The sequence below is a fragment of the Nesterenkonia halophila genome, assembly GCF_009467795.1.
GTDB lineage: Bacteria > Actinomycetota > Actinomycetes > Actinomycetales > Micrococcaceae > Nesterenkonia > Nesterenkonia halobia.
The window spans coordinates 240,475-254,812 of sequence record NZ_WIAX01000012.1; the positions used below are offsets into that span (position 1 = coordinate 240,475).

The following is a 14,338-nucleotide window of genomic DNA, read 5'->3' on the forward strand; positions in this document are numbered from 1 at the left end:
ACCCTTAGTCGTTGGCGGTCATTGCTCTGCTCGATGCCTGGCACGACACTGGGCCAGCGGAAGCATGCGTCGCTGACGTCGCTGACGTCCGACGCGTCACGCTCCGAGCCTATCTCACTCGGCCCCGGCCGGGGACAGGCCCGGCGCTCAGGCCGAGAGCGAGATCCCGTGGTCGGAGGGCTTGACCGGCGCCGGCAGGCGGGACTCGCCCTCGAGGTAGGAGTCCACCTCCTTGGCGACGGCGCGCCCCTCGGCGATCGCCCAGACCACCAGCGAGGCCCCGCGGCCGGCGTCGCCGACCGAGAAGACGCCGTCGACGTCGGTCATGTAGTCCTCGCCGCGGCCCAGCGCGCCGCGCCGGTCGAAGCCGGTGCCCAGCTGCTCGGACAGCGTGTCCTGCTCCGGACCGGTGAAGCCCAGCGCCAGCAGCACCAGGTCGGCGGGGATCTCGTGCTCGGTCCCCTCCTTCGGCGTGCGCGAGCCGTCCTCGTTGTACTGGGTCTCGGCGATCTTCAGCGCCCGCACCCCTCCGTCCTCGTCGCCGAGGAACTCCACCGTCGAGGCCAGGTAGCGCCGCTCGCCGCCCTCCTCGTCGGCCGAGGTGACCTCGAAGACCTTCGGATCCACCGGCCACGGCTGGTTCTCCGGGCGCTCCTGCGGCGGCTGGGTGCCGATGGCCAGGGTGGTGACCGAGGCCGCACCGTGCCGGTGGGCGGTGCCGATGCAGTCGGCGCCGGTGTCGCCGCCGCCGAGCACGATCACATGCTTGCCCTCTGCGTGGATCTGGTCCTCGACGTCGTCGCCGTGGGTGGCCCGGTTCGACTGGACCAGGTACTCCATGGCGAAGTGCACCCCGTCCAGGCCGCGGCCCGGGATCGGCAGATCGCGCGGGACCATGGCCCCGGTCGCGACCACGACGGCGTCGTAGCTCTCGCGCAGCGCGTCCCAGGAGATGTCCTCGCCGATCGCCGTCGACGGGTAGAAGCGGGTGCCTTCGGCCTCCATCTGCTCGATGCGGAAGTCGACGTGCTGCTTCTCCATCTTGAAGTCCGGGATGCCGTAGCGCAGCAGTCCGCCGAGCCGGTCGTCGCGCTCGTAGACGGCGACCGTGTGCCCGGCGCGGGTGAGCTGCTGGGCCGCGGCCATCCCGGCCGGGCCGGAGCCGACGACGGCGACGGTCTTGCCGGTCAGACGCTGCGGGATCACCGGCTCCACCCAGCCCTGCTCGATCGCCTCGTCGGCGATGGAGACCTCGGACTGTTTGATGGTGACCGCGGGCTGATTGATCCCCAGCACGCAGGAGGTCTCGCAGGGTGCCGGGCAGACGCGGCCGGTGAACTCCGGAAAGTTGTTGGTCATGTGCAGCCGGGCGGAGGCCTCCTCCATCTGGTCCCGATGGACGAGGTCGTTCCATTCCGGGATCAGGTTCCCCAGCGGGCAGCCGGTGTGGCAGAACGGGATGCCGCAGTCCATGCAGCGGCCGGCCTGGGTCTGGACCGTGTCCTTCTCCTGGCGCTCGTAGACCTCGTGGAAGTCCATGATGCGCACGGGCACGGGGCGCGAGGGCCGGTCCCGGCGCTCGCGGTGCTTCAGGAATCCGCGGGGATCAGCCACGGGTCACCTCCAGAATCTTCTGCCACGTCTCGTCCCCGTCGGGGTCGAGGCCCTCGTCGAGCGCCTCGGAGCGAGTCCGCAGCACGGCGTCGTAGTTGCGCGGCATCACCTTGGTGATCCGCGAGAAGGTCGTCTCGACCTCGTCGAGCAGCTGGCGGGCCAGCTCGGAGCCGGTCTCCTCGAGGTGGCGGCGCAGCAGGTCCAGGATGATCTGCCGGTCCTCCTCGTCCGGCTCCTCGAGCATCAGGTCGTCCTGGGCCCGGGCCTGCGCGTTCATCAGCTTCGGGTCGAAGTCCAGCACGTAGGCGGTGCCGCCGGACATGCCCGCTCCGAAGTTGCGTCCCGTCGGCCCGAGGATCAGCGCCTGGCCGCCGGTCATGTACTCGCAGCCGTGGTCGCCGATGCCCTCGACGACGGCGGTCGCCCCGGAGTTGCGCACCAGGAAGCGTTCGCCGACCTGTCCGCGCAGCAGGATCTCGCCGGAAGTCGCGCCGTAGCCGATCACGTTGCCGGCGATGACGTTGTCCTCGGCCCGCAGCGGCGCCTCCGCGTCCGGGTGGACCACCAGGCGTCCGCCCGAGAGGCCCTTGCCGACGTAGTCGTTGGCGTCGCCGGAGAGCCGCAGCGTCACGCCGTGCGGCAGGAAGGCTCCCAGCGACTGCCCGGCCTCGCCGTGCAGGTCCACCTCGACGGTGTCGGGATCCAGCGTCGTCAGGCCCCGCGCCTTGGTGATCTCGTGGCCGAGCATCGTGCCCACTGAACGGTCGGTGTTGATCACCTTCCGCTCCAGTCTCACGTGCAGGCCCTGCCGGATCGCCGGCTGGGCCTGCTCGATGAGCGCGACGTCGAAGTGCTTCTCCAGCTCGTGGTCCTGCCCGCCGGTGCGGCGGAGCATCGCCTCCGTGGCGGGATCCTGCGCATCGTAGCCGCCGAGCACCGAGTCCAGGTTCAGCCCGTCGGTCTTCCAATGGCGCTTGGCCCGGTCGAAGTCCAGCGACTCGATGTGCCCGACGGCCTCGTCGAGGCTGCGGAAGCCGAGCTCGGCCAGGTGTTCGCGGACCTCCTGGGCGACGAACTCGAAGAAGTTCACCACGTGGTCGGCCTGGCCGGTGTAGCGCGCACGCAGCTCGGGATTCTGCGTCGCCACGCCGACCGGGCAGGTGTCCAGGTGGCAGACGCGCATCATCACGCAGCCGGAGACGACCAGCGGAGCCGTCGCGAAGCCGTACTCCTCCGCGCCCAGCAGCGCGGCGATGACCACGTCGCGGCCGGTCTTCATCTGTCCGTCGACCTGCACGGTGACCCGCTCGCGCAGCCCGTTGAGCATCAGGGTCTGCTGCGCCTCGGCCAGTCCGAGCTCCCAGGGGGCCCCGGCGTGCTTCAGCGAGTTCAGTGGCGAGGCGCCGGTGCCGCCGTCGTGCCCGGAGATGAGCACGACGTCGGCCTTGGCCTTGGTCACTCCGGCGGCCACTGTGCCCACGCCGTTGAGCGCGACCAGCTTCACGTGGACCCGCGCGCCGGTGTTGGCGCGCTTGAGGTCGTAGATCAGCTGGGCGAGGTCCTCGATGGAGTAGATGTCGTGGTGCGGCGGCGGGGAGACCAGCGAGACGCCGGGCGTGGAGTGCCGCGTCTCGGCCACCCACGGGTAGACCTTCTTGCCCATCAGCTGGCCGCCCTCGCCGGGCTTGGCGCCCTGGGCCATCTTGATCTGCAGGTCGTCGGCGTGCGTGAGGTACTGGCTGGTCACGCCGAAGCGGCCCGAGGCGACCTGCTTGATCGCCGAGCGCCGCTCCGGGTCGGCCAGACGCGCGGGGTGCTCGCCGCCCTCGCCGGTGTTCGACCGGCCCTTCAGCCGGTTCATCGCGATCGCCAGCGTCTCGTGGGCCTCCTGCGAGATCGAGCCGTAGCTCATCGCGCCGGTGTTGAACCGCTTGACGATCTCGCTGACCGGCTCGACTTCGGAGATCGGGATCGACGGCCGCGTGCCCTTGAGCTTGATGAGCCCGCGCAGGGTCATCAGCGACGCGGACTGGTCGTCGATCTGCCGGGTGTACTGCTTGAAGATGTCATAGCGGCGCCGCGCAGTGGAGTGCTGCAGCTTGAACACCGTCTGCGGGTTGAACAGATGCGGCGGCCCCTCCCGGCGCCACTGGTATTCGCCCCCGACCTCCAGCTCGTCGCCGCGCCCGAGGTCGTTGCCGTCGGACGGGTACGCGTGGGCGTGCCGGGCCATCGTCTCGGCGGAGAGGACCTCCAGCCCCGCGCCGCCCATCGGCGAGTGGGTGCCGGAGAAGTACTGGTCGACGACATGCTGGGCCAGTCCGACGGCCTCGAAGGTCTGCGCGCCGCAGTACGAGGCCACTGTCGAGATGCCCATCTTGGACATGATCTTCAGCACGCCCTTGCCCAGCGCGGTGAGCAGGTTGTGCACCGCCCGGCCCTCGTCGACGCCGGTGATCTCGCCGCGACGGACCATGTCCTCGGCAGACTCCATGGCCAGGTAGGGGTTCACCGCGGCGGCGCCGTAGCCGACCAGGCAGGCGACGTGGTGGACCTCGCGGACGTCGCCGGCCTCGACGATCAGCGAGGCGCGGGTGCGGTTCGCCGACTTCAGCAGGTGGTGGTGGATCGCCGAGAGCAGCAGCATCGACGGGATCGGGGCCCACTGCGCGTTGGAGTCTCGGTCGGAGATGACGATGTAGCTCACCCCGCGGTTGACCGCCGCCGAGACGTTCTCGCAGAGGTCACGGATGCGCTGGCGGAAGTCCTCCTCGGTGCTGCCGACCCGGTAGAGTCCGCGCACCTTCATCGCGATCTTCCGGCCGTCGTCGTCGCGGATGTTGGCGATCTTGGCCAGCTGATCGTTGTCGATGACCGGGAAGTCCAGGGCGAGCTGCTTGGTCCTCACCTGCCCGGTGCCCAGCAGGTTGCCGTTGGGGCCGATGTGGTGGCCCAGCGAGGTGACCAGCTCCTCGCGGATGGCGTCCAGCGGCGGATTGGTGACCTGGGCGAAGCTCTGCACGAAGTAGTCGAAGAGCAGCCGCGGACGGTCGGCCAGCACCGCGATCGGCGTGTCGGTGCCCATCGCGCCCAGCGGCTCGGCGCCGTTCGACGCCATCGGGCCGACCAGGATCTTCAGCTCCTCATGCGTGTAGCCGAAGGTCTGCTGGCGGCGGCGCACCGAGTCGGAGGGGTGGCGGACGTGCAGCCGCTCGGGCAGGTCCTGCAGCTCGATCAGGTTCTGGTCCACCCATTCCTGCCACGGCGCGGCGGAGGCGAACTCCGACTTGACCTCCTCGTCCTCGATGATCCGCCCCTCGGCGGTGTCGAGCAGGAACATCATCCCCGGGGCCACGCGGCCCTTGCGCACGATCGAGGAGGGGTCGAGGTCGACGACGCCGACCTCCGAGGACATGACGACCAAACCGTCGTCGGTGACCCAGTACCGCGCCGGGCGCAGCCCGTTGCGGTCCAGCACCGCGCCGACCTGGACGCCGTCGGTGAAGGCCACCGCCGCCGGACCGTCCCAGGCCTCCATGAGCATGGAATGGTAGCGGTAGAAGGCCCGCAGCGCCGGGTCCATGGTGTCGTGGTTCTCCCAGGCCTCCGGGACCATCATGCGCATCGCCTGCGAGAGCGGCCGGCCGGAGAGCATCAGCAGTTCGGCGGCCTCGTCGAAGGAGGCGGAGTCGGAGGCGCCCGGCGTGCAGATCGGGAACAGCTGCTCCGGGTCCTCCCCCAGGAGCTCGGAGGACATCACCGACTGCCGGGCCCGCATCCAGTTGCGGTTTCCCTTGACGGTGTTGATCTCGCCGTTGTGGGCGATGTTGCGCAGCGGCTGGGCCAGCGGCCAGGAGGGGAAGGTGTTCGTCGAGAACCGCGAGTGGACGATGCCCAGCGTGGTCTTGAACCGCGGATCGGACAGATCCGGGTAGAAGGGCTCGAGCTGCGCCGTGGTCAGCATGCCCTTATAGGTGATCGTCTTCGAGGACAGCGACGGGAAGTAGGCCCCCAGGCGGTTCTGGCTGCGTTTGCGCAGCCGCCAGGCCCGCTGGTCCAGCGACCCCTCGACGTCGGCGGACTCGTCGAGCGCCAGGAAGAGCTGGGCGAAGACCGGCATGGCGTCGCGGGCCAGCTCGCCGATCATCGAGTCGTCGATCGGCAGCTCGCGCCAGCCGAGCACGCCGAGCCCCTGCTCGCCGGCGAGCTCCTCGATGCCGACGACCATCTGCTCGCGCTCCTCGGCGGACTGCGGGAGGAAAGCGATGCCGACGGCGTAGTCCCCGGCGGCCGGCAGGTCGAACTCCACCACGGCGCGCAGGAACTCGTCGGGGACCTGCGTGAGCAGGCCCGCGCCGTCACCGGTGCCGACGTCGCTGCCGACGGCGCCGCGGTGCTCGAGGTTGCGCAGCGCGCGCAGCGCGTGGTCGACGATGTCGTGGCCGGGCTCCCCGCGCAGGGTGGCCACTGCGGCCATGCCGCAGTTCTCGTGCTCGTTGTCGGGAGAGTAGAGTCCCGTCTGCTCGGGGCGGGTCGAGAACCGGCTGAACGGGCTCACCACCTGCTCCGTGCTCGACTGCTCCTCGGCAGTCGCGGGGACGTGCATCTCCGAAAGTCCTCGAGTGGACATGACGGTGTTCCTTCCTCCGCATGCGGACGATTCATGGGAGGGGACATCATCGGCCCCTGTCACAGCTGGAGGGCGGCGCCGCCGTGCTGGCGGTCGGCTCGACCCGCGGATCGCCCGGGCGCCCTCGTCTCGCGTCTCATGCAGTCTCGGGCCCGGAGAGGCCCGCCGGGTCCGCCGTGCAGGCGGCCGGCCGGTCCCCGGACAGGCTGTCGGTGCGTCCTGAGGCGCCGGTGCTCCGGCTCCGCGGCCCGGATACGACGTCGCACTCCGACGCCGCACCCGGGACGACACGCAGTCCCGGGCGCCGAGCCCGGCCCGCGGCGACGCCTCGGCGCCGGATGTGGGGCGCCGGTCACGCCCGGCATCGGTGGTGCGAGTGTCCGGGCACGACGGTGTCGCCTGGGTCTCAGGTGATCAGATTCATCTTCTGGGTCCCACGCCGCAGAAGCAAATCACATCTCATGATGTGGACCGCTCAGCGGCGCTCATCAGCGGCTTCGGAGGGATCCTCTCCTGCACTCCCGGCGGTCTCGTCGGACGCTCCGTCCTCCTGGGCCGCGGCGCCCCCTTCAAGTGTCCCAGCATCTGGACCGACCGAGGTCTCATCATCCGGACTCTGGTCCGCGACGGTGCTCTCCTCGGCGTCCTGGTCGGCGTCCTCCGCGGAATCCTGGTCGGGATCCGCGGGGGCGTCCTCGTCGACATCGGGGTCGATGTCCTGGGCGCTTCCCACGGTACGGGTCCCGTGGCCGGCGCGGTAGACCTCGAGCTCCTCGGCGACGGCCTCGGCGGTGCGCGGGCGACGCAGGAAGAGCACCACGAGCATGACCGCCGCCAGCACGAAGGTGAACAGCGCGGCCCACATGTTCAGCCGCCACTCCTGCCCGAAGAGGCTGATCCACTGGGTCGACTTGTCCAGCTCGTCGATGCGCAGGCTCTCGATCCAGAAGCGGCCCAGCGTGTAGTAGGCCACGTAGGTCCAGGTGACCAGCCCCTGCTTGAAGCGGAACTTCTTGTGCAGCAGCACCAGCAGCACGACGCCGGCGAAGCTCCAGAGACTCTCGTAGAGGAAGGTCGGGTGGAAGAGCGTGGACTCGGAGAGGTGCTGGACCTGCGGAACGCGGTGCTCGGCGTCGACCTCGAGGCCCCACGGCAGGCTGGTCGGCGCGCCGTAGAGCTCCTGGTTGAACCAGTTGCCCCAGCGGCCGATCGCCTGTCCGAGCAGCACGCCGGGGACGATCGCGTCGGCGAATCCGGCGAATTTGATGCCGTAGCGTCGGCAGGCGATCCAGATGCCGACGGCGCCCAGGACGATGGCGCCCCAGATGCCCAGCCCGCCGAGCCAGACCTGCGGGATGAGCGTCAGATCGCCGCTGCCGTCGAAGTTCGGGCCGAAGTAGGCGTCCGGCGAGGAGAACACGTGATAGAGCCGGCCGCCGACGATGCCCAGCAGCACCGCCCACAGCGTGGCGTCCATGACGTTGTCGACCGATCCCCCGCGCGACTTCCACAGCCGGGAGCTGAGCAGGATGGCGGCGATGATGCCCACCACGATGCACAGGGCGTAGTAGTTCAGGGTCAACGGGCCGAACAGGTCGAGACCGCTGGAGGGCGGAGCCGGGAATCCGGCACGCAGGTCCCCGGCAGGGGCGGCCGCCGCAACAGTGGGAGTCATGGGCAGAAGGTCCTCTCGGATCTGTGCACGGTCAGGCGCGCCGTCGACCCGTCCGCTCCCCGCGGGGAGTGCACCGGGGTCGACGGCGCGACGTCGGGGGCGAGTCTACGTCCTGAGTCTGGACATGCGGCGCATGTCGTCCGGCACGCGGCCCGGCGGATGCCGCGTCGTGGCGGATCAGGCGCGGCCGGAGAGCTCGGCGGCCTTCGCCGCGACCGCCTCGACGCCGCCGTCGCGCAGGGCGGCGACCAGGGCGGTGCCGACGATGACGCCGTCGGCGTAGCCGCCGATCTCCTCCACATGGGACCGGGTGGAGACGCCGAGTCCGACGCAGACGCGCCCGGCGCCGGCGGAGTGGGCGGCGGACACCACGCGTTCCGCGGCGTCGGAGACCTCGGTGCGCGCCCCGGTGACGCCCATCAGCGACACGCCGTAGACGAAGCCGCGCGAGGCCTCGGCGATCCGTCGCATCCGCTCCGGCGTCGACGTCGGCGCCGCCAGGAAGACCCGGTCGAGGTCATGGGCCTCGGCGGCGGCGATCCAGGCCCCGGCCTCGTCGGGCGTGAGGTCCGGGGTGATCGCTCCGGCCCCGCCGGCCTCGGCCAGTCGGCGGGCGAAGACCTCCGGGCCCATCCGGTCGATGAGGTTCCAGTAGGTCATCACCAGCACGGCCGCGTCGGTGGCCGCCGTGACGGCGGCGACGATCTCGAAGACCTCGTCCATGCGGAACCCGCGGGCGAGCACCTCCGTGGTGGCCTGCTGGATGACCGGGCCGTCCATCACCGGGTCCGAATACGGGATGCCGATCTCGAGGACGTCGGCGCCGTTCTCCGCCAGCGCGATCGCCGCGGCGATGGAGGTCTCCTTGTCCGGGTAGCCGGCCGGGAGGTAGCCGATGAACGCCGAGCGTCCCTCGGCGCGGGCGGCCTCGACGGCGTCTGCGGTGATGCTCATGCCTGGACTCCTGTCTCGTCGCCCTGCTCGTCCTCGTCCTGCTCGTCCTCGTCCTGCTGCTCCTGCTGCTCCTGCTGCTCCTGCTGCTCCGCGTCGAGCAGGTCGAACCATTCGGCCGCAGTGCCGACGTCCTTGTCCCCGCGGCCGGAGAGGCTGACGACGATGATCTTCTCGGCGGCGGCCGCGGGATCCTCCGCCGTCCAGGCGGCCGAGAGCCGGGCCGCGCCGGCCAGCGCATGGGCCGACTCGATCGCCGGGATGATGCCCTCGGTGCGGCACAGCGTCTCGAAGGCGGTCATGCACTCGGCGTCGGTGACCGGCTCGTAGATCGCCCGGCCGCTGTCGGCCAGATGCGCATGCTCCGGACCCACCGAGGGGTAGTCGAGCCCGGCCGAGATGGAGTGCGAGTCCAGCGTCTGGCCGTCCTCGTCCTGCATCAGGTAGGAGCGCGCGCCGTGCAGCACGCCCGAGCGGCCCAGCGTGATCGCCGCGGCGTGCCGGCCGGTCTCCACGCCGTCGCCGCCGGCCTCGTAGCCGTGCAGGGCGACCTCGGCGTCGTCGAGGAAGGCGTGGAAGAGGCCCATCGCGTTGGAGCCGCCGCCCACGCAGGCGGCCACCGCGTCGGGCAGCCGGCCCTCCTGCGCGAGCATCTGCTCGCGGGCCTCCTCGCCGATGACCTGGTGGAACCAGCGGACCATGGAGGGGAACGGGTGCGGACCGGTCACCGTGCCGAGCAGGTAGTGGGTGTTCTCCACCGTCGCGACCCAGTCGCGCAGGGCTTCGTTGATCGCGTCCTTCAGCGTCTTCGCTCCGTGCTCGACGGCGACCACCTCGGCGCCGAGCAGCCGCATCCGGGCGACGTTCAGCGCCTGCCGGCGGGTGTCCTCGGCGCCCATGTAGATCATGCACTCCATGCCCATCAGCGCCGCCGCGGTCGCCGTGGCCACGCCGTGCTGGCCGGCGCCGGTCTCGGCGATCAGCCGGGTCTTGCCCATCCGGCGGGCCAGCAGAGCCTGCCCCAGGACGTTGTTGATCTTGTGGCTGCCGGTGTGGTTCAGGTCCTCCCGCTTGAGCAGGATGCGCGCCGCGCCCTGCTCGGCGGCGAAGCGCGGGACCTCGGCCAGCAGCGAGGGCCGTCCGGTGTAGTCGCGGCAGAGGCGCTGGTACTCGGCGACGAACTCCTCGTCCTCACGGGCTTCGCCGAAGGTCTGCTCGACCTCGTCGAGGGCGGCGATCAGCGACTCGGGCATCCATCGACCGCCGTAGGGACCGTAGTAGGGGCCCTCGGCGTCCCGGTGGGAGGAGCCGGCGGCTGCGGAGTCGGTCATGGGTGTCTCCTTCTCGACGAGAGGTGGTCGGCGTCCGGTGCGGTCGCCGCGGGCGTCGCGCGGCCCGCCGACGGAACGTGACGGAGGTCAGGCCCGCGAGGCGGCGCGCAAGCGGCCCAGCGCGGCGCCCGGGTCGCCGTCGCGGACCAGCGCCTCGCCGACGAGGACCGCATCGGCTCCGTCACGGGCGTAGTCGGCGACCACGCCGGGACCGTCGACGCCGGACTCGGCGACCCGCACGACGTCGGCGGGCAGCTGCCCGGCCAGCGTGGCGTAGTGGGCGACGTCCACGTCCAGCGTCTTCAGATTCCGCACGTTGATGCCGACGATCCGGGCGCCGACGACGGCGGCGCGCTCGATCTCCTCGGCGGTGTGCGCCTCGACCAGCGCCTCCATGCCCAGTTCGCGGGTCAGGGCGAGGTAGTCGCGCAGCCGGGCGTCGTCCAGGGCGGCGACGATCAGCAGCACCATGTCCGCCCCGTGGGCGCGGGCCTCGTGGAACTGGTACTCGTCGACCATGAAGTCCTTGCGCAGCACCGGCACGTCCACGGCGGCGCGCACTGCGTCGAGGTCGGCCAGCGAGCCGCCGAAGCGGCGCGGCTCGGTGAGCACGCTCACCGCCGAGGCCCCGCCGGCGGCGTAGGCCGCGGCCAGCTCGGCCGGATCGGGGATCTCGGCCAGGGCGCCCTTCGACGGCGAGGAGCGCTTGACCTCGGCGAGGATCCGCACCCCGGCGGCGTCGTCGCGGCCGCCCGCCAGCGCCGCCCGCGCGTCGCGGGCCGGAGCCTCCTGCTGGACCCGGCGGGCCCGAGCGGCGATCTCCTCCCGCGGCACCGCGGCACGACGCGTCGCGAGGTCCTCGCGGACCCCGGCGATGATCTGATCGAGCACAGTGCCGGAGGTGCCGTCGGCGGCGACGCCGGAGCTGCTCGCAGACTGCTGCATGGTCACCTCAGCGTCCGGAGCGGGCGGGGTCGCGCTGCAGCACCGAGGAGCTGTCGATCTCCACGCCGTGGCCGGCCCTCTTCAGCAGCACGCCGAGGACGATCGCCAGCGGCACGAAGGCGGCGGCGACCCAGGCCAGCACCCACAGCTCGAGGATGAAGCCGATGCCGCCGATCACCGAGCCGATGATCAGCGTGATGCTCAGCGTCCAGGCCGCCGGAGTGGAGCCGTGGCCGATGTGGTCGTCATGGATGAAGGAGTCATCCGGCTGCTCGACGGCCTGCTCGACGGCGCGGGGAGTGGTGGCCTCGGCCGGCCGCTGCGCGGTGGTGGTGGTCATCGCTGTCCTCTCTGCTGCGCGGCGCGCCGGCGCCGCGGACTGCCGTTGAAGTCTCCGTCGTCCATTCTGCCACGCCCGCAGGGTCCCGCGGGCGCGGGCGTCACGGCCCGGACCGGGCGGCCGCCGGGGGGGGGCGTGCCCCCTCGCTCAGCGCCGATCCGTCGGGTCGTCTCCCCGGGACAGTCCGTCCCACAGGTCGAAGGGATCGTCCTCCGCATGCTCCGCGTCCTCGCCGTCGTCGTCGCCGGACGGCGCGGCGTCCTCGAGGCCCGCGACCGATCCCGCGGTCGGCCCTTCGGCCGATGCCCCGGCCGGGTCCGCGGCATCCGGCTCCGCCGAGGGGGACTCCGCGGCGGTCTCGTACCGGCGGGTCTCCGGCCAGCCGCGGGACCCCAGCAGCAGCGCCGCCGGACCGAGCAGCAGCGCCGCACCGGCGGCGGCCAGCCAGATGGCCGGCCGCAGCGCATACTCGGCGGCGGCCTCCGTGGTGCCGGTGACGTCGCCGAGCTGCGTCTGCGCCGCCCCGGCGGGGTCGGCGACGACGGATCCCACCATGACCAGGGTGACCGCCGCGGCCGCCAGCAGCAGAACGGCGATGATCAGCCGACCGAGGCGGCGGGCGATGCTCACCGCCGCGCCGCCGGCGAGCGCGACCAGTCCCATGGCGGTGACCGTCTGCGCGGCGTCGGATCCGGCGACGTCGACCGAGGAGGACACGCTGGTCGGCCCCAGGCCCGTCGCGGTGACCCATGGCTGGGAGGTGGCGACCAGGATCAGGGCTCCGGAGAGCAGCGCGCCCAGCGCCACCGCGCGCCGGCCCGGACGGCGGCCGGACCTCGCGCTCGTCGTCCCGCTCATCGGGGCTCCTGCCCGTCTCCGGCGACGTCGTGCAGCCGGTCGGCGGCCAGCACCGCGCGCAGCGGGGCGGCGGCCTTGTTCACCGTCTCCTGCCGCTCGGCGTCGTCGTCGGAGTCGGCGACGATCCCGCCGCCGGCCTGGACATGGGCGACGCCGTCCTTCAGCAGCGCGGACCGGATGGCGATCGCCGCATCCATCCGGCCTGAGAAGTCGAAGTAGCCGACGACGCCGCCGTAGACCCCGCGCCGGGTCGGCTCCCAGGCGTCGAGCAGCTGCAGCGCCCGCGGCTTCGGGGCTCCGGAGAGCGTGCCGGCCGGGAAGGTCGCGGCCAGCACGTCCAGCGGGGCCACGCCCTCGGCCACCCGGCCCTGCACATGCGAGGTCAGGTGCATCACATGGCTGAAGTGCTCCACCCCCATGAACTGGGTGACCTCGACCGAGCCCGGCTCGCAGACTTTGGCGAGGTCGTTGCGCGAGAGGTCCACCAGCATCAGGTGCTCGGCGCGCTCCTTCTCGTCGGCCAGCAGGTCCGCGGCCAGCTCCTGGTCGGCCCGCGGGGTCTCGCCGCGCGGTCGGGTGCCGGCGATCGGATGGGTGACCACTGTGCCCTCCTCGAGGGTGACCAGAGCCTCCGGCGAGGCGCCGACGACCTGATACGGCTCGCCGTCGGGGGTCTCGTGGTGCAGCAGGTACATGTACGGGCTCGGGTTGAGCAGCCGCAGCATGCGGTAGACGGCCAGCGGGTCGACGGCGGTGTCGACGTCGAAGCGGCGCGAGACCACGATCTGGAAGACCTCGCCGTCGACGATGGCCTGCTTGGCCTTCGTCAGCGTGTCCAGGTACTCGCGCTCGTCCCAGGCGTGGCGCACCCGCTCGTCGAGGTCGCGCTCGACCTGCGCGGACCAGCCGGCCTCGGCGCTGCTCACCCCGGAGAGCGCGGGGTCGCCGGCCGGTGTGGACAGCTCGGCGCGCATCCGGTCCAGCCGGGCGACGGCGTCCTGGTGGGCCGCCTGCACTCCGGTGTCGCGGCCGTCCTGGTTGATCGCGTTGGCCACCAGCGTGACGGTGCCGTCGCGGTTGTCGTGGACGACCAGATCACTGACCAGGTGCATCGCCATCTCCGGGACCTGCAGGTCGTCGGCGGGCGGATGCGGCAGCCGCTCCCAGTGCCGGACCACGTCCCAGCCGATGTAGCCGACCATCCCGGAGGTCAGATGGGGCAGCTGCGCGGTGCGAGCCCGGCCGTCGTCGCCGGCGAGGAACTCCAGCGTCGCGCGCAGCACCTCGGCGGTGGTGCCCTCGCGCGGGGTGCCCGCAGGCGGCTCGCCGATCCAGTGCGCGGCGCCGTCGCGCTCGGAGAGCGTCGCGCGCGAGGAGACGCCGATGAACGAATGCCGCGACCAGGCCGCCCCGGGGGCGGCGGACTCCATGAGGAAGGTCCCCGGCCGCCCGTCGGCCAGCGTGCGGTAGATGCTCAGCGGCGTGTGTCCGTCGGCGAGCAGCCGCATGGTCACCGGGATCACCCGGTGCCGGGCGGCCAGCTCGGCGAATTCCTCCGGCGTCGGCGAGACGACGCCCAGCTCAGGAGTCGCCATCGGTGCGGCCCTCCTCTCCCGGGCGAGCCGCCTCGGCGGTCTCGAGCGCGTCGAGGTCCACGGCGCGGTCGGTGAAGCAGCTGGTCGTGCCGGTGTGGCAGGCCGGGCCGGTCTGCTCGACGCGCAGCAGCACCGTGTCGCCGTCGCAGTCCAGCGCGACGGACACGACCTGCTGGGTGTGCCCCGAGCTCGCCCCCTTGCGCCAGAGCTCGCCCCGCGAGCGGGACCAGTACGTGCCCCGGCGGGTGGCCAGCGTCGTCGCCAGCGCGGCGTCGTTCATCCAGGCCATCATCAGCACCTCTCCGGTGGCGGCGTCCTGGGTGATCGCCGGCACCAGTCCGTCGGCGTCGAAGCGGACGCGGTCGCGGACGGCGGCGGGCAGCGGGGTCGAGCTCATCG

Annotated in this window: 10 protein-coding genes; all 10 read right to left on the reverse strand. The window is 71.9% G+C overall.

Annotation, left to right across the window (positions count from 1 at the left end):
- Positions 1–147 precede the first annotated feature (147 nt).
- Entirely contained in the window at positions 148–1,614 is a 1,467-nt protein-coding gene (locus GCL72_RS06660; protein WP_153143913.1) for a glutamate synthase subunit beta, read from the reverse strand.
- On the reverse strand, positions 1,607–6,220 hold the full coding sequence (gene gltB, locus GCL72_RS06665; protein ID WP_153143914.1) for a glutamate synthase large subunit: 4,614 nt from the start codon (positions 6,218–6,220) through the stop codon (positions 1,607–1,609). Before gltB ends, GCL72_RS06660 begins: the two co-directional genes overlap by 8 nt.
- Before the next feature lie 499 nt (positions 6,221–6,719).
- On the reverse strand, positions 6,720–7,919 hold the full coding sequence (lgt, locus tag GCL72_RS06670) for a prolipoprotein diacylglyceryl transferase (protein WP_153143915.1): 1,200 nt from the start codon (positions 7,917–7,919) through the stop codon (positions 6,720–6,722).
- Positions 7,920–8,096: 177 nt separating this feature from the next.
- Positions 8,097–8,873, reverse strand: coding sequence for a tryptophan synthase subunit alpha (gene trpA, locus GCL72_RS06675; protein ID WP_153143916.1), 777 nt, complete (start codon positions 8,871–8,873; stop codon positions 8,097–8,099).
- Complete coding sequence (gene trpB / locus GCL72_RS09885; protein WP_246161053.1) at positions 8,870–10,201, reverse strand: tryptophan synthase subunit beta; 1,332 nt, start codon at positions 10,199–10,201, stop codon at positions 8,870–8,872. The genes trpA and trpB overlap by 4 nt, the downstream gene beginning before the upstream one ends.
- A gap of 87 nt (positions 10,202–10,288) precedes the next feature.
- Positions 10,289–11,146, reverse strand: a complete 858-nt coding sequence (gene trpC, locus GCL72_RS09890) for an indole-3-glycerol phosphate synthase TrpC (protein WP_246161054.1) — start codon at positions 11,144–11,146, stop codon at positions 10,289–10,291.
- 7 nt (positions 11,147–11,153) lie between these two features.
- Positions 11,154–11,486 (reverse strand): HGxxPAAW family protein, encoded by a 333-nt coding sequence (locus GCL72_RS06685; RefSeq protein ID WP_153143917.1) that lies wholly within the window; start codon positions 11,484–11,486, stop codon positions 11,154–11,156.
- Positions 11,487–11,633: 147 nt separating this feature from the next.
- Positions 11,634–12,344: a Trp biosynthesis-associated membrane protein gene (locus GCL72_RS06690; protein ID WP_153143918.1), complete on the reverse strand. Its 711-nt coding sequence runs from the start codon at positions 12,342–12,344 to the stop codon at positions 11,634–11,636.
- Positions 12,341–13,939 (reverse strand): anthranilate synthase component I, encoded by a 1,599-nt coding sequence (locus GCL72_RS06695; protein ID WP_153143919.1) that lies wholly within the window; start codon positions 13,937–13,939, stop codon positions 12,341–12,343. The genes GCL72_RS06690 and GCL72_RS06695 overlap by 4 nt, the downstream gene beginning before the upstream one ends.
- Positions 13,926–14,336, reverse strand: a complete 411-nt coding sequence (hisI, locus tag GCL72_RS06700; protein ID WP_153143920.1) for a phosphoribosyl-AMP cyclohydrolase — start codon at positions 14,334–14,336, stop codon at positions 13,926–13,928. The genes GCL72_RS06695 and hisI overlap by 14 nt, the downstream gene beginning before the upstream one ends.
- Positions 14,337–14,338: the final 2 nt, after the last annotated feature.